Genomic DNA, 19747 nt, shown 5'->3' with positions numbered 1-19747 from the left:
AGTGGGAGCAGCGGGTCAACCGGGTGTTGGGCATGCTCAACGACGCCCAGGCGACGCGGCGCATGGCGCCGGACGAGTACCGCGCGCGCCGGCGCGCGCTGCTGTGCGATACGTTGCTGCATGGCCGTGGCGCGGTCGCGCCGCCCGCAACGGCATCCGCAACATTCCAGGCGTCCGCAACCTCCCCCGCGATGATGCCGCGCCGTCGTCGTGCGGCAATGGCGGGTTGGTGGAAACTGCCGTTGTGGGGCGCGTGCATGCTGCTCGGCGCGATGGCGGTCTATTGGTCCTCCAGCCGCATCTGAACAGTGGCCGCGTTCAGGCGTCGTGCGGATCGCCGGAGATCACCCGCAATTCGGCAATGCCGCCAGGGGCGAGATCGCGCAACAGCGCCGCGAAGTCCAGCCCGACCAAGCGTTGCGCGCGGCGCAGCAGCAGCGGCACCGGGCTCGATGGTTCGCGCCGTGCGTAGTAGTCGCAGAGCTGTTGCAGTGCGCGCATCACGTCCTCGCGGCGCTCGATCGCCCCGTTGGCCGCTCTGGCGACGTCGACGGCACGCTCGCCGTCGCTGGCAGCGTCGGCGGGGGATTGCTCCATGGACGCGTTGCGTTCGAGCAGATATGCCGCCAGGAATGCGCGCAGTTCGCGCAGGTCGCGCAAGGCGGGGTCCAGTGCCGGACCGCTGCCCGGCGTCCGCTCGTTGAACAGTCGGACGATCGCGGCCAGCGCTTCTTCTGCGCGCAGTAGCGTCGCGTCCAGATCGACCAGCGCCTGCAGCGGAGTCTCGCGCAGGCAGGTATCGATCGCACCTAGCCCGGGGCGCTCCTCGTCGACGCCATCCGCCTCGCGTTGCACGCCTTGCGCCAGGCGCAGGTCGCGCAGCGAGAAATGCGCCGGATGCAGGCCTTGCAACAATCGGGTGGAGCGCACGGTATGCAGCGTCGCGTGATCGACCAGCGAGGCGAGGGCATTGACGCGTTCGATGGGGTCGGCGTCCAGGCGCGGGTGGACAGCGTCCCAATAGCGTTCCAGCAGCAGGCTGAGCAAGGTCAGCCCGTCCGCCCAGCCGGCGAACCCGTCCAGATGAAGGCGCGCCGTGCACAGGTGGGCGGCCATGCGCAGATCCTTGGCGCGCAGCAGCAACGCAGTAGCCTGCTCGGCCACTTGTCGCCACGACGGCTGCTCCGACGCGATCACCCCGGCACCCAGCGCGCGTTCCGGGCGCGGTCGCGCCGCTTCTTCCAGGGCCTGGAACTGCGCGTCGTATTCCAGGTTCGGTCCGGCTGGCTCGGCGCTGTCGATCGGCTGCAGCAGGCGTTCGATCTCTTCGGTCATGGTCATCCCCGACTCGCCGGGGGCTGGCAGGACGTGGCGTGCGCGTGGGCAGCGGGCCAGCCCGGCCCGGACGAGGTCGCTTCCGCGACAGCCAGAACGCACTCGCGCAACCAGCGGTGCGCGGTGTGGCCGTCGCTGCGCCGATGCCAGGCCATCGCCAGCGCTGCATCTGGGAGCGCGAAGGGCAACTCGAAATGCGCTACCTCCGCCTCGGCAGCAGCCGTCAGCAGGCAGGCCGGAACGGTGGCGACCATGTCGGTATGGGCCAGGATGTCCAGCAGCATGCCGTGGTTCGCGGCCGTCACCGCGACCTGGCGGGTCAGTCCCAGCGCCTGCAGTTCCACATCGATCACGTCGTTGCCGGGAGAGTGGACCAGTTGCACGTGCTGCAGTGCGCAATATTCTTCCAGTGCCGGCGGCAGGGAGCCGCGCGGGTGGCCGTGGCGCTGCGCCATCACATAGCGGTCGTCTGACAGACGGCGCATGCGCAGGGACGGATGAATGGCATGGGCGCCGTCCAACAGCACATCGATGTCGCCGTTTTCGAACGCCTCCAGCGCCGCCTGGCCGGCAACGTGTACGAAACTCAAGCCGATCGCCGGATTGCCGCAGGCGTGCACCCGGCAAACCAGGCTCGCGGCCAGCGTGGCGAATGCGTAGGCGCTGCCGGCGATGCGGAAGGTGATCTCTGCGGTGGACGGCTCGAACGCGTTGCCGTGTTTTCCCAACAGGCTCAGCCGCCCGATCGCGTCGCGCAGCGGCGCCTCCAGCGCCAGCGCCATCGGCGTGGCGACCATGCCGCGCCCGGTTTCCGATGGCGTGAGCAATGGGTCCTTGAACAGCACACGCAAGCGTGCCAGTTGCGAAGACAGCGCAGGCTGGCTCATGTGCAGCCGCTGTGCGGCACGGGTGACGTTCTTCAGCTCCAGGAGCGTGTCGAGCGACACGAGCAAAGGAAGATCGGTGGGTCGCAGATCCATGAGCGCCTCGTGGTTCGGATGAGGGGACCGGTACCGCGCCCGGCCGGACTTCACGGTATGCCTGCCCGGCTACGTCGGGGTTTCAGATCGGTGCCGCTTTGTTTCATTTGTCACAGAGGCTTTGGCGTCGTGGAAAATGCCGGCGCTTGCGCCCGCAATGTCCGTTCCAGCGCCTGCGCCAGCGATCCTGGCGAATAAGGCGTCCGCAGCATCTGGTAGTCGCTGCGAGCGCGTGCCGCCGCGGCGGGCGGCTGCCCGGCCTGAATCAGCAGCAGCGGCAACTGCGGGGCGACGGCGTTCAGGGCGTGGATAGCCTGGTCGGCGGCATCGGCGTCGTCGCATTGCACGACCAGTCCGTCGAACCTGTCTGGCTCGTCGAGCAGCATGCGGCACGCAGCGGCGGCTTGCAGATGCCCGACAGGCTCGTGGCCGAGCGCGGCCAGCATCTCTTCCAAGCGTTCGAGCGCGGCGCGATCCGCGCACAGCAGCAGCAGTCGACGATGGCTGGGCTGGACGGGCTGCTGTACTTGCGCGGTGCAGGGCAGGCAGAGCGGCAATTCGATGACGAACGTAGTCCCGGTGCCGACCTGGCTGTGCACCTCGATCCGGCCATCGTGGTTGCCGACGATTTGCTTGACCGTCGCCAGGCCCAATCCGTTGCCGCCGGCACGGGTGGTGTAGAACGGATAGAAAATGCGCTTGAGGCGATCGGCGGGAATGCCGATGCCGCGGTCGGCGACGCTCAGGCGCAGCGTCCGTTGGTCGGTGCCGACGCTTAGCCGGATCGACACGATGCCCCGCCGGCGCATGGCCCGCACCGCGTTGTGGACCAGATTGAGGATCACCTGCTGCAATTGCGAGGCATTGCCCTGCACATACAGCGGCCGGTCGTCGATCCGCACGTCTAGCCTTACCGCGCCGGAGAACGACACGCGCAACAGCGTCTGCGTCTCCCGCAGCAGCGCAGCCAGATCGACCAGTTGCACATTGTGTTTTTGCGCGCGGCCGAAATCCAGGATCGCCTCGATCAGATTGCTGGCGTGGCCGGTGGCCCGCTCGATCGCCACCAGGTGGGAACGCGCATGCGCGCCGGGCGACAGGGCGGACAGCGCCATCTCCGCGTTGGCGCGGATCGCGCCGACGATGTTGTTGAAGTTGTGCGAGATGCCGCTGGCCATGGCGCCGATGGTCTCCATGCGTCTTGCCTGCTCCAGGCGTCTCTCCAATGCGTTGGCTTCGTTCTCGAGCCTGCGCCGGATCACCGCCTCGGCCAGCATGTCCAGCGCGCTGTACAGCAACGGAAACAATTCTGAATTGCGCGGGAAGCCGCCGTGTCGCTCATTGCGTTGCAGGCACAACATCGCCGTGCCGCCGCCGGAATGACGCCTCAGGTACACCCAATGGGCCCCGCGCAGCCGCTTGCCGGCAGGGTGCGGCAGCGGTACGGCATCGCCCCCGCCGGCGACGGCGGCCATGTCGTGCGGCGCGCCGTCCGCCGCGACCGGCAGCGCCAGCGCCGCTGCGGTGGCCGCATGTACCCGGGCATCGCGCGGTTCCGGCCAGATCGAGGCCGGCGCGGCGCCGCCGTCGAGGATCAGGGCCGAATACGGCAGATCGAGCCAGGCCGCGATACGTCCGGCCGCCGCGGTGATGGCGTGGTCGATCCGCGCGCGATCGCTGCCGATCAGCTCGCGCGAGATCGACACCATGATGCGGCCGAACTCGGCGCGCCGGCGCAGCGTGCTCGCACGGCGGCGTAGCAGCAGGGTCAGGTGCACCAGCATCGCGACCATGATCGCGGCCATCGCCAGCATGCACAGGCGCAGCGTTGCGCGCAGCGTATCGAGCGCGAGCATGCGCTGTTGGAGGTCGCCGCGCACGCGGCGGTAGGACGCCAGTTCAGTGACGGGACGCATGCGTTCGATGCTGGCCTCTGTCGCCGGCAGCAGCTCCAGCAGCATGCGTCCGTGCACCAGCAAGGGGGATGGTCCGCGACCGCGCGTGGCGGCCTCCAGTCGCGCGCGCGCCAGCGCCTGGATGTCCGCGCTGTTGTCCATGCTGAGGCGGTGCATCGCGCTGCCCAGCGCGCCGAGCCGTCGCAGCTCGGCCCGGTCGAGGCTGTCGCGCATGCGTGCGTCGCTCTCGCGCCAGAAGTACGCCAGCGAATTTCCGAGCAGCGCGTTCTGCGTCTTGAACAGTTCCAGTTGCGCCGACTTGGACCGATAGTCTCGCTCGAGCGCGCGGATCGCCGCGATCAGCGGTTCGTCGGATTGCGCCAATCCATGCAGTTGCTGCAGCGCTTTCCAGGCGTGCCGGTCGTCGTCGACGATGCGGTCGTCGTCGTGCAGCAGGCCCGCACGCAATTCCAGTACGCCCTTATGCATGCAGGTGTCGGCGATGTTCAGCGCATCCAGAGTGCTCATGGCCAGGTCGTAACGATGGGCCCGCTCGTCGAGCAGGCGGGTAACGGTTTCGACGGTCGCCATCGCGACCAGCAGGATGGTGGACATGGCGATGACGGTCTTCATCGCGGTTGATCCGTGACCGGGTGTCCGTCATGGTTGCCGGTGAGCGCCCGCAAGAACGCGGCGATGTCGGCGATCTCCTCGCGGCGCAGCACCACGGCGAGCTGCGCCCGCGCCATTGCGTCGATAGCGCACTCCAGGGTCGGTGCGCTGCCATCATGGAAATAGGGCGCGGTCGCGGCGACATTGCGCAGGCTCGGAACGCGCAACCTGTCCACGCTGTGGCGGGCGGCTGGAGAAAACACCCCACTACGCTGGAACAGGTTCCCGCCTACGCCGCGGCCCTGATGGCAGGCGATGCAGCCTACCGATTTGAAACTGCGGTAGCCACGCAGCTCCTGCGCTGTCAGCGCGTCGTCGTCGCCTTGCAGCCAGCGATCGAAGCGGCTGCCGGGCGTGGTGAGCGAGCGTTCGTAGCTGGCGATCGCATCGAGCAGCGTCGCGCGGTCGGGGGGGCGCCGGTAGGCACGTTCGAAATCGCGGACGGACCCGGCATCGTCGCGCAATCGCCGTATGACCGTTGCCACATCGGCCCGCATTTCCCCTGGATTCTGCAGCGACGCCAGCGCCTGTTCGTGCAGCGTGCGCAATTCCCCTCCCCAGTTCAGGCGGAAGGACAGCGCAGCATTGAACACGGTGGGAGTGTTGAACAGGGGCGGGGGCCTGCCGTCGACCTCGGTCAGCGCTCGATGGCCGGCACCATTGCTGCCGATGTCGTGGCAGGACTGGCACGAGAGCCGGCCATCGCCGGACAGGCGCGGGTCGCGGAACAGGCGCGCGCCCAGCGCGACCCTGGCCGGATCCAATCCGGTCGGCGCGGGCAGCGGATGGATCGGTTCGTTCGACGCGCGTTCGCTCTGTGCGGTCATGGCTGCGGGGCTGGCGCATGCGCTCAGCACGGCCAGGACATTCCGCAAGAAGGCTGTACGCGCGCGTCGGATCATCGCGTCCGCTCCACCTGCGGGGTGAAGACATAGCCCACACCGCGGGTGGTGACGATCAGCTGCGGAGACCTGGGATCGCGTTCCAGTTTGCGGCGCAGCCGCAGGATCTGGACGTCGATGCTGCGATCGAAGACATCGTCGTGCAGGCGTGTGGCCCGCAGCAGATGCTCGCGGCTGAGCGGCCTTCCCGGCGCATCGGCGAAGGCGCGCAGCAGCGCATACTCGCCCTTGGTCAACGCGATGGGCTGGCTACCGACGGCGGTCACCGTGCGCGCATTCAGGTCGAAATGCCAGTCGCCGAATGCGTAGCCGCCCTCATCGGATGCATGGGCCGGTGCGGAGCGCGCAAGGGAATGCCGGCGCAGGACTGCGCGGACGCGCGCGGTGAGCTCGTGCAGGCCGAACGGCTTGGGCAGATAGTCGTCGGCACCCAGTTCCAGGCCGACCACGCGATCGATCTCGTCGTGCCTGTGACCTGTGATGATTATCACAGGAATATCCGAGTCGCGGCGCAATTCACGCAGAAGATTCAGTCCATCCTCATCCTGTAGCATCAGATCGAGCAGCAAAATATCTGGCTGCTGTATGCGCAGCTGTTGCTTCATGGCGGCGCTGGTACTGACCGCGGATGCTTCCATGCGTTGCATGCGGAGATGGTCGACGACGACCTGCGCCATTGCCGAATCGTCGTCCAAGACCAGCACCCGTGGCATGTAGGTGCTTGTACTTGTCTTCGACATGCGGGCGCCCCTTGAGATGAGGGCGTAATTAGAATTTACATTCTAATGTGCCATGTGAGAAAATCCAAAGAACCGGTCCGCCATGCCGGGGTCTCTTTACCTTCCGTTTGGCTTTCGGCGCCTTGCGCTCGTCGTGCATTTTTCGGCTTCCGGCGCTTTTTTGCCGTTATCGCCTTGCCACCATTTTGAAATTTTCTACGGAAGGGCGGCGAACTTGTCTACGGGAAAGGGCCGGGTTCATTGACGCGATTTCTCGAGACACTGTCGCTTGGCTTGCCGGCAATGCGTGGGATATCTCCACCAGCGCCGCCTGAGCGCCGCCACGTTGATGGACGACCGCTCGATCGTGGTCGCTTCGCGGGCAACTCTCTGCAGTGGTGGCGCGGGCGCGCGTAGTGGCCGGCGGCCAGCGCCGGCGTCTGGGCAAGCCCTGGTCGCTCGTGCGCCGGCAGTGGCGCAGGATCGAATGCCGGCTGGCGCTGGAACCGGCGATCGGGCACCTGCGGCAGGAGCGCCCCGGCTGGATCGCCGCTGCTTCAGCCGTATCCAGGGTAATGCGCCGACCACCGCCGGCGCGGCCGCCGGCGACCGCATCCGTTGGCTGCTACGCCGGACCGCGTTTTTGCGTGTCTGCATTCGGAGCATCGTGCGCGCGATCGGCCGACGCGGATCACCCCGCCATGTGGTTCTGGCCAGGTCGCATTGGAAGTGGCCGTTCCTCATCTGCGATCCGCCTCCGGGCGCGGCAGCGTCGACGATCCGGCCGCCGCGCATGCGACGGCGTTTGGTCCGTCCGGCTCAGTTCTGCGTCTGGGTGTTTTCTGCGAAGTACTCGTGGCTGTCGGCGTCTCCACCGCACGCTGCTGACGAAGTTGGAGGTGGCGGTGCTGTAGCGGCTGGCGTTGTATGCACCGAACCTGGAGGTGTAGCGCGCGCCGGTGAGATAGGTTTTTGCGTTCTGCGAATAGGTGCGCGCCGGGTTCACGGCGCTGCCGATGGTGCTGATCTGGCTGGTGCTGCACGAGGCGTCGTTGATCCCGTTGACCACGGCCTGCGGACCGGCCATCAGATCGTTGCGTACCGCATGGCCGCGGCTGTCCAGCCACAGCGTCAGCGGCGTGCTGGTCACCCTCTGCGGCTGGCCGTCGGCGCGCTGCATCCGCTCGCCGTCGGCGAATGCGGCGTATTGCAGCCACGCGTTGAGTGTGATCGTGGAGTTGTCGCTGCGCTTTCGGTTTGCCGCTGCGCATGCCGATGCTAGAACCGCGCATTGGCGGCTTGGGAGAGGGGATGTCACGGGAGTGCCGCGCCTGACCAACGGGTGCGACTATCGATGCGCCCGAGTTGCGCCGTGTGCGCGTGAACAAGGATGGCTGTGCGCAGGCGGACATTTCGATGCGCGCCAACGCCATGGTGATGTTGGCGTTGCGTCCGCGCGAGCGCTAGCGGGCAGCCGACTCGCACGCTTGCAGTCTGCGAACTATGGTGAGATCGGCTTCAGTCGCGATGGCCTTACCGGTCATGCCCGTCGCGGCTGAAGGGCATCGCGCGGATCGCTTCAGTGCGAGCGATCCACCGCCAGCCGCGCCAGCGCCGCCAGCGCGTCGGCGCGCGTGCCGTGTCCATGCAGGCTGTCGCGCATCGTCGCCGCCAGTTCGGTGAGCTTGGCCTTGGCGCCATCCATGCCGAGCAGTGCGGGATAGGTGGACTTGGCCTGCGCCGCGTCCTTGCCGGCGGTCTTGCCGAGCTGTTCGGAACTGGCCTCGATGTCGAGGATGTCGTCGCGCACCTGGAACGCCAAGCCCAGTGCGCTGGCGAAGGCGTCCAGCTGCGCCAGCGCGGCGGCGTCGGCGCCGCCGGCCAGCGCACCCAGGCGCACGCTGGCGCGGATCAGCGCGCCGGTCTTCAACGCGTGCATGCGCTGCAGGTCGGCCAGTGGTTGCACGGTGCCAGTGGCGTCGATGTCCAGCGCCTGGCCGCCGCACATGCCGGCCGCGCCCGCGGCCTCGGCCAGGGTCTGCAGCCAGCACACCCGCAACGCCGCATCGGCTCCGTCTGCGCCGGCCAACAGCGAGAAGGCCAGGCTCTGCAGTGCGTCGCCGGCCAGGATCGCGGTGGCCTCGTCGAAGGCGATGTGCACGGTGGGCTGGCCGCGGCGCAAGGCGTCGTCGTCCATCGCCGGCAGATCGTCGTGCACCAGCGAATAGGCGTGGATCAGTTCCACCGCCAGCGCTGGCGCATCCAGTTGCGCTTCATCGGCGGCGAACAGCGCGCCGCTGGCGTAGACCAGCAGCGGGCGCATGCGCTTGCCGCCGCCGAGGGCGGCGTGGCGCATCGCCGCGTGCAGCCGCTGCGGTGCTGCCGCGGCGCTGGGCAGGTGCACGTCCAGGCCGGCTTCCACGCGCTGGCGCCAGCGCGCGAACGTAGCGTCAGCCGCCATGGAGCGGGGCGGGATCGAATGGCTCGGCGGTGTCCGGCTGCTCCGGATCGCTGAGCAGGCGCACGCGCAGTTCGGCCTGTTCCAGCGCCTGCTGGCACTGCCGGTACAGGCCGACGCCGCGCTCGTAGGCGCTCAGCGACTGCTCCAGGCTCAGATCGCCGGTTTCCATCTTTTCCACCAGTACTTCCAGTTCCTCGAGCGATTGCTCGAAGCGGGCGACCGGGGAGGCTTCTTCTAATGACTTCTTGGGCATCGCGGAAGTGTGCGCGGCGTCGGCGGCAGGGTCAATCCAAGGCGGGTGACGACGGCGTGGCGGTGCTGTCCAGTACCAGCCGCGCGTGCCGTGCCTGCAGCCAGGCGTGCAGCGGCGCGGCGACGATGCGGTCGCCGGCGGCGAGCAGGCGCTCGGCCTCGAACAGCAGCGGCAGGCGCGCGCGCTGCCAGGGCGGCACGGCGCGTTCCTGCAACACCTGCTTGAGCGCCTGCGAGTGGACGCGCCCAGGCAACAGGATGCGTTCGCCGCCCTGGCGCAGGCGCACCAGCAGCGGGGCATCGAACACCAGCGGCGTGTCGGCGCGCAGCCGCAGGCAGCGGCCGTCGGGCAATGCCAGCGGCGCGCGGCCGTCCCATTGCGCCTGCCAGTCGGCCGGCAGCGGCGGCGGATCGCGCTCGGCGTACAGCGCGTCGCGCCAGCCGCGCAGCGTCGCGCCATGCCAGGCGAACTGCGCGGCGGCGTCGGCACGCGCGTGCAGCAGCGTGCGCTCGATCGCCACCAGGCCGGCCGCCGGCAGTGGCGGCAGGCCAGCTTGCGCGACCCAGCGCCGCAGCACCCGCGCGCGGCGCGGCGCCGGCAGCGCGCGTAGCGGCGGCAGCGACAGCGGCGCGGTGGCGTCCTCACGCAGCATTTCCAGCGCGGCCTGGTCGCCATCGTCCAGCAATGCGCCGGCCTCACCGCACAGCTGCGCGCTGCGCGCCAGCGCGGCATCGGCATGCGCCCAGCGCTGGCGCAGCAGCGGCAACACCTGCAGGCGCAGGAAATTGCGGTCGAAGCCGGGGTCGGCATTGCTCGGGTCTTCGATCCAGTGCAGGCCATGCCGTTGCGCATAGGCATGCAGGTCGCTGCGCGGCAGGGCCAGCAACGGCCGCCACAGCATGCCGTGGGCGAAGCGGCGCAGGCCCTGCATCGCCGCCAGCCCGTCCGGACCGGAAGCGCGCAGCGCGCGCAGCAGGAAGGTCTCGGCCTGGTCGTCGCGGTGCTGTGCCAACGCCAGCCACTCGCCTTCGCCCAGCAGCTGGGCGAAGGCCGCGCGTCGCGCCTGCCGCGCCGCCGCCTCCAGGCCGTGGCCGCTGTCGCGCGGCACCTGCACGCGCAGCACCTGCAGCGGGATCGCCAGCGCAGCGCAGAACCCGGCGCAGTGGTCGGCCCAGGCATCGGCGTCGGCATGCAGGCCGTGGTGCACGTGCAGCGCGCGCAGCCCGGCGCGGCGGTAGTGCGGCTGGTGCGCCAGCGCATGCAACAGCACGCTGGAATCCAGCCCGCCGCTGAGCCCGACCAGCACCGCGGCGGGCGCCGGATCGGGCAGGGCGGCGCTCACGGCGCAGGACGGTGCAGTATCGGGATGGGGCGTCATCGCGCCACTTTAGAGGCTAGTGGCGCGGCAGCGAAGCGCGTTGCGGCCGCTGCTTTGTGCGCCCGCGACGGCTGCGTGCCGCGGGTGCAGGGGGCGATTGCGGTGGACCGCTGCGCAGCGCATGCGAATCTGGCTGCCCAGTGCGGGTCGGCAGGTCCACGCTGCTGCGCGCACCACGGCGCCGCTCAGGGTGGCGGTTCGGGCACTTCGCGGTTGTTGCGGTCGATGGTGTACCAGCGCCCGCCTTGCATCGGCGTATGCCCGTCGCCATCGGGCGTGCCGCGGCTGCAGCCATCGCAGACCTGGGCCATGCCGTGCTCGAATGGCCAGGCGAAATCGTGGGCCGGCGGGATCACTTCGCGCAGTTGCCGGTCGTAGAAGCCGATGCGGCCACGGAAGATGCCACGGGTAAGGCCTTCGGCGAAATAGTCCGGGCCGTTGTCCCAGAGGATCACCGGCAGGCTGCTGCCGTCGGCGCGCACGTAGTAGAACTGGTCGTTCACGGTCACTACCGACAGGCCGTCGGCGTCGAACGGCAGGCGTTGTGCCGTCTGCGGCGCCAGCCGCAGACGCCCATCGGAGCCGACGCTGCAGCCGGGCACGATGTCGCGGTCGCTGTTCGGATCGCCGAGCCGGCATGCGCCTTGCGCCTGCGCCCAGGCCAACGGCGCCGCGGCGATCGCCGCCAGCGCCAGCCTTATTGCCAAACAGCGACGCCGCGCCGCAGTCACTTCGCGGTGGCGCTCGCAGCCTCGGCCACGAACGCGTCCGGCTTCGGCAGCTGCACCGGCACGCCGTCGCCATTGCAGGTGCCGGCCTGGCACAGGCGCCCGCGCAGCTTCGGCGTGGCCTGCACGATCACGTGGTAGATCACGTTCTCTTCCAGGCTGCCGCGGAACGCGTCGCTGCCGGGGCCGCGCGCCCAGATGCCGACGTCGTCGCCGCCGTGGGTCTCGGCCTTGGTGGGCACCAGCGCTTCCTGCATAAAGTCCGGGCGCTCGGTATCGACGTGGGTCAGGTCGGGGCGGCCCTTGACCGGCTCGAAGCTGCTCGGCGCGTGCGGGAACTGCTTGGCGCCGGCCGGCTGCTGGTTACTGGCGCCGGTGTAGCCGGGGCCGTTGGCGTAGCTGAGCGTGGCGTACGGCTGGCCGTTGCCGTCCAGCGCCAGATCGCCGGTATTGGCGTCTTCGCCGCTGGTGCCGCGCACCTTGCCCAGGATCGGATTGCCGCGCTGCGGGTAGCCGACGAAGTTCAGCGTGTGCGAATGGTCGGCGGTGACGATGATCAGCGTGTCCTCGGCCGAGGTCGCCTCTGCCGCGGCCTGCACCGCCTGCGACAGGGCGATGGTCTCGTCCAGCGCGCGATAGGCGTTGCCTGCGTGGTGGGCGTGGTCGATGCGGCCGCCTTCGACCATCAGCACGTAGCCGTCCTTGCCGCGCGACAGGGTGCGGATCGCGGCGCGGGTCATCTCGGCCAGGCTCGGGTCGCCGGCCGCGCTCTGCTCGCGGTCGTGGTCGAACTGCATGTGGTCCGGCTCGAACAGGCCGAGCAGCGCCGGCGCGTTCTGCGCCGCTTCCAGCTGCCCGCGGTTCCAGACATAGGCGCCCTGCGGGTGGCGCTGGCGCCATTCGCCGATCAGGTCGCGGCCGTCCAGGCGCAGGCCGACCTTGTCGTCGTATTCCGGATCGCGCTGCTCGACCGTGGTGAACTGGCTGCGGCCGCCGGCCAGCATCACCTGCGGGCCGCGGCCGTAGCGCGCGCTGACCATCTGCTGGGCGATGTCGCGGCAGCCTTCGGCCACCGCCTTCTCCGGCAGGTCGGTGTCGCTTTCCCAATTGCGTTCGGGGGTGTGCGCGTAGGTCGCAGCGGGGGTGGCGTGGGTCAGCCGGGTGGTGGTGACGATGCCGGTGTTGAGGCCGGCGCTGTCGGCCAGTTCCAGCCAGGTCAGCAACCGCTTGCCGAGGCTGTCGGCGCAGGCCTCGCGCTTGCCGGCGGAGACGCCGATGCCGCCCATGTGGGTCTTCACCCCGGTGGTGATCGAGGTCATGGTGCCGGCCGAGTCGGGGGTCTGCGAGTCGGTGTTGTAGGTCTTGCTCAGCGCGGTGGCCGGGAACGCCTCCCACGACAGCTGGTTCTCCTCGCCGGAGGCGCCCTTGCGCTGGCCGTCGAGGATGCGCGCGGCGGCGACCGTGGTCAGGCTCATGCCGTCCCCGAGGAACAGGATCACGTTCTTGGCCTTGCCGCGCATCGCGCCGTTGTTGGCGGCCTTGGCCGCACCGCTGCGGTACCACCAGTCCGGCGTCTCGCCGCCGGGATGGGCGACGGCGGGCACGGCGATGGGCGCGATGGCAGCACTGGAAGGCGCGCGCGGCGCACTGGCGCAGGCCGCCAGCAGCAGGGTGGCGGCGGCGGCGAAGGCGGGAACGAGGTAGCGCATGCGAGGAACGGCCCCTGGGCACGAAGTCCCGCGCATTATGCCGGTTGCGACAAGGCGCGCCGATGACATCGCGCCTTTCCAGCCATGGCATCGTCGTCCGTGCCGGCTTGCGCTATCGTGCAGGACCCCGGGATTTTCTGGATAGCCTCGATGACATTGGTGAGCGCCTGGTTGCGCATTCCGTTCTGGCAGCGCGTGGTCGCCGGCTTCGTGCTCGGTGCGCTGGCCGGCTGGGCGCTGGGGCCGGCGGCGGATACCTGGTTCGGGCCGCTCGGCGACCTGTACGTGACATTGATCAAGATGATCGCGGTGCCGTTGGTGTTCTTCGCGGTGATCAACGCGATCTCCTCGTTGCACGGTCAGCAATCGGTGGCCAAGCTCGGCGGGCGCACCTTCCTGTGGTTCGTGCTGACGGCCGCGCTGGCGGTCGGTGTCGGCCTGGGCGTGGGCACGCTGCTGCAGCCGGGCGCCGGCCACTTCGGCCTGAGCGTGGACAGCGCCTGGACGCCGCGCGACGTGCCCAGCCCGATCCAGGTGCTGCTGGACGTGGTGCCGTCCAATCCGTTCTACGCGCTGACCGGCATCGGCACCACGACCAATGCCGCCGGCGAGACGGTGCTGGCGGCCGGGCGCGGTTCGATCCTGCCGGTGATCTTCTTCGCCGGCCTGCTCGGCTTTGCGATGGTCAAGCTCGGCGAGCGCGTGGCGCAGGCGCGCAAGCTCGCTGCGCAGATGAGCGAGATCATGATCCAGGTCACCCGCTTCGTGCTGGAGATGACCCCGCTCGGCACCTTCGGCCTGATCGCCTCGCTGGTCGGCACTTATGGTTTCGAGAAGCTGCTGCCGTTCGGCAACTTCGTGCTGGCGCTGTACCTGGCCTGCGCGATCCACATCCTGGTGGTGTACAGCGGGCTGCTGCTGGCGCACGGGCTGAACCCGTGGAAGTTCTTCCGCGGCGCCGCGCCGGGCATGCAGGTGGCCTTCGTCAGCTCTTCCAGCTTCGCCGCGATGCCGGTGGCGCTGCGTTCGATCACCCACAACCTCGGCGTCAGCAAGGACTACGCCGCGTTCGCGGTGCCGCTGGGCGCCAGCATCAAAATGGATGGCTGCGGCGCGATCTTCCCGGCGCTGTGCGCAGTGTTCATCGCTCAGTACACCGGCGTGCCGCTGACTGCCAACCAGTATTTCGTGGTGCTGATCGCCTCGGTGCTGGGCAGCTTCGGCACCGCCGGCGTGCCAGGCACTGCTGTGGTGATGGCCACGGTGGTGCTGAGCGCGGCCAACCTGCCGCTGGAGGTAATCGGCTATCTGTACGCGATCGACCGCATCCTGGACATGATGCGCACCATGACCAACGTCACCGGGCAGATGCTGGTGCCGGTGCTGGTGGCCAAGGAGACCGGCCTGCTCGACCGCCGTGTTTACGAGGCCGCATCGAGCAACGTCGGTCTGGACGATCCGCCGGCCGACGGGTCCGGTCAGCTGCGTTGATTCTCCGGTGAGCACGCCAGCGACCAGTCTGCGCGAACAGTTGCGGCGGCTGCCCGGGCTGGCGCCGATCGACGGCGTGCTGGTGCAGCAGGCGCTGACCGCCGATCCGTTCGAGCGCCAGTACCTCGCGGTCCGGCAGCAGGAAGGCCGCATCTACAGCGACGAACAGCTGCGCATGCTGCCGCGTCCCGGCGGCGCGCTGGCCGCCAGCCACGAGTGGCGGGTGCGCGCCGAGTCGTGCCGGCGCCTGCTGCGCCACCTGCGCGCGCGCGGCGGCAGCGGGCCGTTACTGGAACTTGGCTGCGGCAACGGCTGGCTGTCGCAGCGGCTGGCCGAAGGCCTGCAGCGCGAGGTCTGCGGCGTCGACGTCAACCGTACCGAACTGGCGCAGGCCGCACGCGTGTTCGCGGCCAACCCGCGCTTGAGCTTCGTCGCCGGCGACATCCACACGCTGTCGCTGCCGCCGCAGCGCTTCGACGCGATCGTGCTGCCGGCCTCCATCCAGTATTTCGCCGACCCGCTGGCGCTGATCGCGCGCCTGCTCGGCCTGCTGCAGCACGATGGCGAACTGCACGTGATCGACAGCCCGTTCTATGCCGACGCCGCGCAGGCGCAGGCCAGCGCCGCGCGCAGCCTGCGCTACTTCAGCGGGTTGGGCTGCGCGGAACTGGCCGGCCAGTATCACCAGCACACCTGGGCCGCGCTCGACGGCATCGCGCTGCGCGTGTTGTTCGATCCGCGCAGCCTGCGCGCCCGCAGCCTGCGCGCGCTGCTTTGGCGGCAGCCGCACTTTCCGTGGCTGTGCATCCGCAAGCACGACAACCCGGCACTGGCGGCTGGCTAAGCCGTCGCGATCGCGAGGCTTAGCCGCCGGCGAGGCGAGGGCGCATGGCATTTGCGCTTCCTGGGTGGCGCCGTTGCCAGCCCTGAACCGCCGATCCGCGCGTTGCGGCGGTGCGCGGCCTGCAGCATCGGGACGTGGCAGACTTCAGCGTCTTTCCCTTCGCTGGAGCCCCGATGAGCGGCACGCAACGCGAACTGACCTTCCGCTTCCTGGCCGAGCCGATCGACGTCAACTACGGCGGCAAGGTCCACGGCGGGGTGGTGATGAAGTGGATCGATCAGGTCGGCTACGCCGCGGCGGTGGGCTGGAGCGGGCGCTACAGCGTGACCGTGGCGGTGGGCGGGATCCGCTTCGTCTCGCCGATCCGGATCAGCGACATGGTCACGGTCACCGCCAAGCTGGTCTATACCGGCAGCACCAGCATGCATTTCGCGATCGACGTGCGCGCGCGCGACCCGATGGGCGGCGACTCGCGGCTGTGCACCCATTGCATCATCGTGTTCGTGGCCCTGGACGGGGTGGAAGGCAGGCCGACGCCGGTGCCGTCGTGGCAGCCGGACACGCCGGAGGACCACCGTCTGTCCGAGTACGCGCTGAAGGTGATGGAGCTGAGCAAGGGCATCGAGGACACCATCTCCCATTACCAGGCCTGAGGCCGACGTGGCCCTTGGCCTGGCAAGGGGGCTGGCCAAGGGCAGGCCGGCCCGCGGCCGCTACGCAGGGCCGGCCGCGCACTAGCTGCGCCAATGTGCAGGCGCGGTGCGGCAGTCGCCATCGAACAGGCGGCCACCGTGTGGGGCCATCTCCTGCAGCGCCAGCGCGATGGCCGGGGCGCACGCGGACGTCGCGAACAACGCAGCAAAGGCATGCTCGAAGCGTGCGGCCAAGTCGGCATCGGCCCGCGCCAGCAGGCGCGGCGCCCACTTGCCGGTGCCGTGCCAGCACCCGCGTCCGCGCAGGGCCAGTTCCACCAGCCGGGGATACAGCGTGGCGCCGATCGCGACGATCTGCGCGGCGCTGCGTTCGCCTTGCAGGTCGTCGACCAGGTCGGTGATCTCGTAGCGCAGGGCCTGCAACTGCGCCGGCGACAGCGGCGGCGGTCCTGCGCGCAGGCGCTCGGAGGCGTTGCGCTGCATGGCCTGCGCGCGTTCCACCGCGGCGCCGAGGATGCTGCCTTCTGCGATCATGTGCGGCAGGCTGGGGCGGCCGCGTGCCACGTCGTCATCGACGAACCATGCCAGCGTGCCCTGGTCATGGACGAAAGCCTCGATCGGAACGCCTTGCGCGACGAAGGCTTCGCGCCGCGCCGCCGGCAGCCGGTCGTACACCACCACCAGGTCGATGTCGGAACCGTGCGTGCCTTCGCCGCGCAGGATCGAGCCGGCGGCGAAGGCGTACGCCGCATCGGCGTAGCGCGAGGCGAGCACGGTGCGTGCGATGGCCAGGGCTTGTGTCGGCGAGGGGAGCGGGTTCATCGGAATGCCTGTCGCGCTGGAGGGGGGGCGGACCACGGTGTCCACGGAGCGGCCGGTGCGCCGCCGCGCCGGTCGCGGCCCTGGCGTGGATCCTGGCGTCGATCCTGTGCGCCGGCAAGGGTGTCGTGCTGGTCGCAATGACGCGACGGGGGGATCTCCATCGACACACAGACGAGTGGCGAGGAGCTTCAGCGCCAGTATCGTGGCCGATGCCGCCAGCCTGCCGTTGCAGACGGGCGGATTGGACACGAGCATCGCCATCCACATGCTCTATCACCTGTCCGATCCGGAGGCGGGGGTGCGCGAACTGCAGCTGGCGCAGCTGATTGCCGGCGTCTGCGGCGGTCCCGGCGCGACCCGTCCACTCTGCGCCTGGACGCCGAGCACGGCACGCAGGTCTTCGCCGCGCATTTCGCGCGAGTCGAGGTCGAGCGCTTCGACGATGCGCTGCTGTGTACCGATCCTGCCGACGTGATCGCCTATGTGAAGAGCCTGCTGCCGCCGCAAGCGTCCCTGTCGGCGTTGCGCAGCGCCGTCCACGCGGCGTTCGCGCAGGCGGACGGGGTGTTCACAGGATCGACAAGGACGTTTGCCTGATCGTCGCCACCGCCTGAGCCCCGTGCGCAGGGATCGGCGCCGCCCGCGTCCATGCGCAGGCGCAACGAAAAAGGCCGCTGTCTCAGCGGCCCTCGGTGTTGCCGGCATGCGCCGTGAGGTTTACATCGCCACGCGCCGCGCCTGGACGAACTTCTCGCTCCAGTAGCCGCTGGTCAGCGTATCCACGCGCACGTCCTTGCCGCGGCTCGGCGCGTGCAGGAAGCGGCCTTCGCCGACGTACAGGCCCACATGGTCGACACGGCCCTTGCGGCCGAAGAACACCAGGTCGCCCGGGGCCAGCGCGTAGCGGTCCTTGATCAGTTCGGCATTGGCCTCGCGCGCCATCTCGCGCGACACGCGCGGCAGCTCGATGCCCAACGCGGTACGGAACACGTAGCCGACCAGGCCGCTGCAATCGAAGCCTTCGGTGTCGTCGCCGCCCCAGCGGTACGGAGTGCCCAGCAGCGCCATGGCGCGCTTGAGCACAGACTGGACCTTGTCGCCGCCCGGTACCACCCCTTCATGCAGCGGAGCCTGGGAGACGTCGTAGTTGGCCAGCAGGCGGCTGATGTCGCCGGCGAACATCGCCGAACGGTCCATCAGTGGGATGGTGTCGTTGGTGGCCAGGTGCGGTAGCAGCGCGGCCAGGGTGGCGGTGGCGGCGGCGTCGGCCTTGCTGCGCGCCGGAGCCTGCGCCTGCACGACGGCCGGTTTGGCGGTCGCGGGCTGCGCAGTGTTGGCGGGGGTGCCCGTGGTGCCGATGGCGCTCACCGGAGCCGGTGCGGCGGTGACGGTGGCGATCGCTTCGGGGATCACGCTGTCGGCCGGAGCCGACTTGGCCAGGGCCGGAACGGCCGAGAGGCAGAGCGAGGCGGTGTAGATGAGACGGAGAGCGGCCCGGCGGGGGACGGTGGTCTTGCCTGGAGAGGTCTTGGCTTCAGTCGTCACGCTTCGATCACAATTTAAAACGAAGGGGGATAATGCCTTGTAGACAGGAATAGAAAGTTCAAATATCGTTAATATTACGTAATTATGAATGTGATTGAAATCTCATTTCAGTGCAGGACCCGCTTGGCGCCGGTGTAGTGATCGCGCCAATAGGCGCCGTCCAGGTGGTCCAGGCGGACCGTTCCGCCGGTACTGGGGGCGTGCACGAAGCGGCCTTCGCCGACATAGATGCCGACATGGCTGACGCTGCCGCCACTGCCGAAGAACACCAGGTCGCCGGTGCTCAGGCGCTGCGGATCGATCCGTGGTCCCTGCACTGCGGCCAGTTCGCGCGAGGTGCGCGGCAACTGCAGATCGAGCATGTCGCGGTAGACGTAGGCGACCAGGCCGCTGCAGTCGAAGCCGGAGTCGGGGTTATTGCCGCCATAGTGGTAGGGCGTGCCGACCAGGCCCAGCGCACGCATCAGCACGGCATTGGCCGCGGCCGGATCGGCCGGTGCCACCTGCGGCCAGCTGCGCACCGCCACCGGCGGCGGCGGACGCGACGGGCGCACCTCGTGGCGGCCGCAGGCGGCCAGCACGGCCATGCACAGCAGGGCCGCCCAGCAGGGAAGACGGCGCCGCGCGGACGTTGAAACTGGCGTGTTGTGCATCGAGCCGGGATAATGCGAAACCTCAGATGGCCGCCATCATGGCGGCGCTCCCGTCGGCCGACAAGCCGTTCACACCGTCTGCCATCGGCAGCCATAGCGCAGAGTTGCACATGAAGATCGAAAAAGACCGCGTCGTCCGTTTCCACTACACCGTCTCCGAAGCCGGCCAGGCGCCGATCGAGACGTCCAAGGAGCGCGATCCGCTGGTGATCCTGATCGGTCACGGCAACATCATCCCTGGCCTGGAGAACGCGATGCTGGAGCAGGAAGCCGGCGCCAGCTTCGGCGTGGACGTGGCCGCCAAGGACGCCTACGGCGACTACCGCGAAGGCCTGACCCAGCGCGTGCCGAAGAAGCATTTCGGCGCGGCCAAGCTGCAGCCGGGCAGCCAGGTCGTGCTGCAGACCAACTTCGGCCCGCGCGCGGTGACCGTGCAGAAGGTCGGCATGAGCGTGGTCGATGTCGATCTGAACCACCCGATGGCGGGCAAGGACCTGCATTTCGACGTGGAGATCCTCGAGGTGCGCGAGGCCAGGCCGGAAGAGATCGAGCACGGCCATGTGCACGGCGAGGGCGGTCACCAGCACTGATCGAGTGCGACACGGATCGCATTCGCGGGATCCATCTCCGCCGTGTGCGGGTGCGCGCTGCGCCGCCGCTGCCTGATGGATTGGTCGCGCCTCTGCCGTTCCTCCCCATGTGGATTT

At 69.1% G+C, this 19747-nt stretch carries 21 protein-coding genes; 7 read left to right on the top strand and 14 right to left on the bottom strand.

Annotation, left to right across the window (positions count from 1 at the left end):
• The first annotated feature begins 32 nt into the window (after window positions 1-32).
• Window positions 33-305: a hypothetical protein gene (locus E4A48_RS10760; protein WP_260607933.1), complete on the top strand. Its 273-nt coding sequence runs from the start codon at window positions 33-35 to the stop codon at window positions 303-305.
• A 13-nt stretch (window positions 306-318) separates the two neighbouring features.
• Here the strand turns inward: E4A48_RS10760 and tssA are convergent, their stop codons facing one another.
• The 11 genes from tssA to E4A48_RS10705 form a co-directional block, all read right to left on the bottom strand.
• Window positions 319-1341: a type VI secretion system protein TssA gene (tssA, locus tag E4A48_RS10755; RefSeq protein WP_142742394.1), complete on the bottom strand. Its 1023-nt coding sequence runs from the start codon at window positions 1339-1341 to the stop codon at window positions 319-321.
• Window positions 1338-2315: a LysR family transcriptional regulator gene (locus tag E4A48_RS10750; RefSeq protein WP_142742393.1), complete on the bottom strand. Its 978-nt coding sequence runs from the start codon at window positions 2313-2315 to the stop codon at window positions 1338-1340. Before E4A48_RS10750 ends, tssA begins: the two co-directional genes overlap by 4 nt.
• 110 nt (window positions 2316-2425) lie before the next feature.
• Window positions 2426-4843: a two-component system VirA-like sensor kinase gene (locus E4A48_RS10745; protein WP_142742392.1), complete on the bottom strand. Its 2418-nt coding sequence runs from the start codon at window positions 4841-4843 to the stop codon at window positions 2426-2428.
• On the bottom strand, window positions 4840-5709 hold the full coding sequence (locus E4A48_RS10740) for a cytochrome-c peroxidase (protein ID WP_185910646.1): 870 nt from the start codon (window positions 5707-5709) through the stop codon (window positions 4840-4842). Before E4A48_RS10740 ends, E4A48_RS10745 begins: the two co-directional genes overlap by 4 nt.
• 71 nt (window positions 5710-5780) lie before the next feature.
• Window positions 5781-6524, bottom strand: a complete 744-nt coding sequence (locus E4A48_RS10735; RefSeq protein ID WP_230812891.1) for a response regulator transcription factor — start codon at window positions 6522-6524, stop codon at window positions 5781-5783.
• Window positions 6525-7194: 670 nt separating this feature from the next.
• Entirely contained in the window at window positions 7195-7821 is a 627-nt protein-coding gene (locus E4A48_RS21065) for a hypothetical protein (protein WP_260607932.1), read from the bottom strand.
• Between the two features lie 261 nt (window positions 7822-8082).
• Window positions 8083-8964, bottom strand: coding sequence for a polyprenyl synthetase family protein (locus tag E4A48_RS10725; RefSeq protein ID WP_142742390.1), 882 nt, complete (start codon window positions 8962-8964; stop codon window positions 8083-8085).
• Entirely contained in the window at window positions 8954-9217 is a 264-nt protein-coding gene (locus E4A48_RS10720) for an exodeoxyribonuclease VII small subunit (protein WP_038237299.1), read from the bottom strand. Before E4A48_RS10720 ends, E4A48_RS10725 begins: the two co-directional genes overlap by 11 nt.
• Before the next feature lie 31 nt (window positions 9218-9248).
• Window positions 9249-10595: a tRNA lysidine(34) synthetase TilS gene (tilS, locus tag E4A48_RS10715; protein WP_080763421.1), complete on the bottom strand. Its 1347-nt coding sequence runs from the start codon at window positions 10593-10595 to the stop codon at window positions 9249-9251.
• Window positions 10596-10780: 185 nt separating this feature from the next.
• Window positions 10781-11302 carry a WG repeat-containing protein gene (locus E4A48_RS10710; RefSeq protein WP_260607931.1) on the bottom strand — a complete coding sequence of 174 codons (522 nt, stop codon included), beginning with the start codon at window positions 11300-11302 and terminating at the stop codon, window positions 10781-10783.
• Between the two features lie 20 nt (window positions 11303-11322).
• Entirely contained in the window at window positions 11323-13032 is a 1710-nt protein-coding gene (locus tag E4A48_RS10705) for an alkaline phosphatase (protein ID WP_142742389.1), read from the bottom strand.
• Between the two features lie 150 nt (window positions 13033-13182).
• Here E4A48_RS10705 and E4A48_RS10700 point away from each other — a divergent pair, with 150 nt between their 5' ends.
• The 3 genes from E4A48_RS10700 to E4A48_RS10690 all read left to right on the top strand — a co-directional run bounded on the left by E4A48_RS10700 (window position 13183) and on the right by E4A48_RS10690 (window position 16020).
• Window positions 13183-14523 (top strand): dicarboxylate/amino acid:cation symporter, encoded by a 1341-nt coding sequence (locus E4A48_RS10700; protein ID WP_142742388.1) that lies wholly within the window; start codon window positions 13183-13185, stop codon window positions 14521-14523.
• Window positions 14524-14530: 7 nt separating this feature from the next.
• The gene (locus E4A48_RS10695; RefSeq protein WP_185910645.1) at window positions 14531-15367 is read left to right on the top strand and encodes a class I SAM-dependent methyltransferase; all 837 of its coding nucleotides are present in this window, start codon (window positions 14531-14533) and stop codon (window positions 15365-15367) included.
• 173 nt (window positions 15368-15540) lie between these two features.
• Window positions 15541-16020, top strand: a complete 480-nt coding sequence (locus E4A48_RS10690) for an acyl-CoA thioesterase (protein ID WP_003465151.1) — start codon at window positions 15541-15543, stop codon at window positions 16018-16020.
• Between the two features lie 81 nt (window positions 16021-16101).
• Here E4A48_RS10690 and E4A48_RS10685 read toward each other — a convergent pair whose 3' ends face one another.
• A complete protein-coding gene (locus E4A48_RS10685; protein WP_185910644.1) occupies window positions 16102-16842 on the bottom strand; it encodes a nucleotidyltransferase domain-containing protein in 741 nt (246 codons plus the stop codon).
• A gap of 202 nt (window positions 16843-17044) precedes the next feature.
• Between E4A48_RS10685 and E4A48_RS10680 the strand changes: the two genes are divergently transcribed.
• Window positions 17045-17317, top strand: coding sequence for a class I SAM-dependent methyltransferase (locus E4A48_RS10680; RefSeq protein WP_142742387.1), 273 nt, complete (start codon window positions 17045-17047; stop codon window positions 17315-17317).
• Window positions 17314-17439: a hypothetical protein gene (locus E4A48_RS21060; RefSeq protein ID WP_256058197.1), complete on the top strand. Its 126-nt coding sequence runs from the start codon at window positions 17314-17316 to the stop codon at window positions 17437-17439. The genes E4A48_RS10680 and E4A48_RS21060 overlap by 4 nt, the downstream gene beginning before the upstream one ends.
• 120 nt (window positions 17440-17559) lie before the next feature.
• On the opposite strand, the gene E4A48_RS10675 is transcribed toward E4A48_RS21060, so the two are convergent.
• Both E4A48_RS10675 and E4A48_RS10670 read right to left on the bottom strand, forming a co-directional pair.
• Complete coding sequence (locus E4A48_RS10675; protein WP_039006864.1) at window positions 17560-18387, bottom strand: C40 family peptidase; 828 nt, start codon at window positions 18385-18387, stop codon at window positions 17560-17562.
• 107 nt (window positions 18388-18494) lie between these two features.
• Entirely contained in the window at window positions 18495-18974 is a 480-nt protein-coding gene (locus tag E4A48_RS10670; RefSeq protein ID WP_080763420.1) for a C40 family peptidase, read from the bottom strand.
• Between the two features lie 176 nt (window positions 18975-19150).
• Here E4A48_RS10670 and E4A48_RS10665 point away from each other — a divergent pair, with 176 nt between their 5' ends.
• The gene (locus tag E4A48_RS10665; RefSeq protein WP_038231510.1) at window positions 19151-19630 is read left to right on the top strand and encodes an FKBP-type peptidyl-prolyl cis-trans isomerase; all 480 of its coding nucleotides are present in this window, start codon (window positions 19151-19153) and stop codon (window positions 19628-19630) included.
• Window positions 19631-19747 lie beyond the last annotated feature (117 nt).

The organism is Xanthomonas translucens pv. cerealis (genome assembly GCF_006838285.1).
GTDB lineage: Bacteria > Pseudomonadota > Gammaproteobacteria > Xanthomonadales > Xanthomonadaceae > Xanthomonas_A > Xanthomonas_A cerealis.
Note: the sequence above shows the minus strand (reverse complement) of the source record. Positions and strands in the feature narration are given on the sequence as shown.

What these genes read in the sequence shown, in the direction of transcription:
- E4A48_RS10760 (WP_260607933.1), top strand. Translation starts at nt 33, where the DNA reads ATGCTCAACGACGCCCAGGCGACGCGGCGCATGGCGCCGGACGAGTAC.
- tssA (WP_142742394.1), bottom strand. Translation starts at nt 1,341, where the DNA reads ATGACCATGACCGAAGAGATCGAACGCCTGCTGCAGCCGATCGACAGC.
- E4A48_RS10750 (WP_142742393.1), bottom strand. Translation starts at nt 2,315, where the DNA reads ATGGATCTGCGACCCACCGATCTTCCTTTGCTCGTGTCGCTCGACACG.
- E4A48_RS10745 (WP_142742392.1), bottom strand. Translation starts at nt 4,843, where the DNA reads ATGAAGACCGTCATCGCCATGTCCACCATCCTGCTGGTCGCGATGGCG.
- E4A48_RS10740 (WP_185910646.1), bottom strand. Translation starts at nt 5,709, where the DNA reads ATGACCGCACAGAGCGAACGCGCGTCGAACGAACCGATCCATCCGCTG.
- E4A48_RS10735 (WP_230812891.1), bottom strand. Translation starts at nt 6,524, where the DNA reads ATGTCGAAGACAAGTACAAGCACCTACATGCCACGGGTGCTGGTCTTG.
- E4A48_RS10725 (WP_142742390.1), bottom strand. Translation starts at nt 8,964, where the DNA reads ATGGCGGCTGACGCTACGTTCGCGCGCTGGCGCCAGCGCGTGGAAGCC.
- E4A48_RS10720 (WP_038237299.1), bottom strand. Translation starts at nt 9,217, where the DNA reads ATGCCCAAGAAGTCATTAGAAGAAGCCTCCCCGGTCGCCCGCTTCGAG.
- tilS (WP_080763421.1), bottom strand. Translation starts at nt 10,595, where the DNA reads ATGACGCCCCATCCCGATACTGCACCGTCCTGCGCCGTGAGCGCCGCC.
- E4A48_RS10705 (WP_142742389.1), bottom strand. Translation starts at nt 13,032, where the DNA reads ATGCGCTACCTCGTTCCCGCCTTCGCCGCCGCCGCCACCCTGCTGCTG.
- E4A48_RS10700 (WP_142742388.1), top strand. Translation starts at nt 13,183, where the DNA reads ATGACATTGGTGAGCGCCTGGTTGCGCATTCCGTTCTGGCAGCGCGTG.
- E4A48_RS10690 (WP_003465151.1), top strand. Translation starts at nt 15,541, where the DNA reads ATGAGCGGCACGCAACGCGAACTGACCTTCCGCTTCCTGGCCGAGCCG.
- E4A48_RS10685 (WP_185910644.1), bottom strand. Translation starts at nt 16,842, where the DNA reads ATGAACCCGCTCCCCTCGCCGACACAAGCCCTGGCCATCGCACGCACC.
- E4A48_RS10670 (WP_080763420.1), bottom strand. Translation starts at nt 18,974, where the DNA reads ATGGCCGTGCTGGCCGCCTGCGGCCGCCACGAGGTGCGCCCGTCGCGT.
- E4A48_RS10665 (WP_038231510.1), top strand. Translation starts at nt 19,151, where the DNA reads ATGAAGATCGAAAAAGACCGCGTCGTCCGTTTCCACTACACCGTCTCC.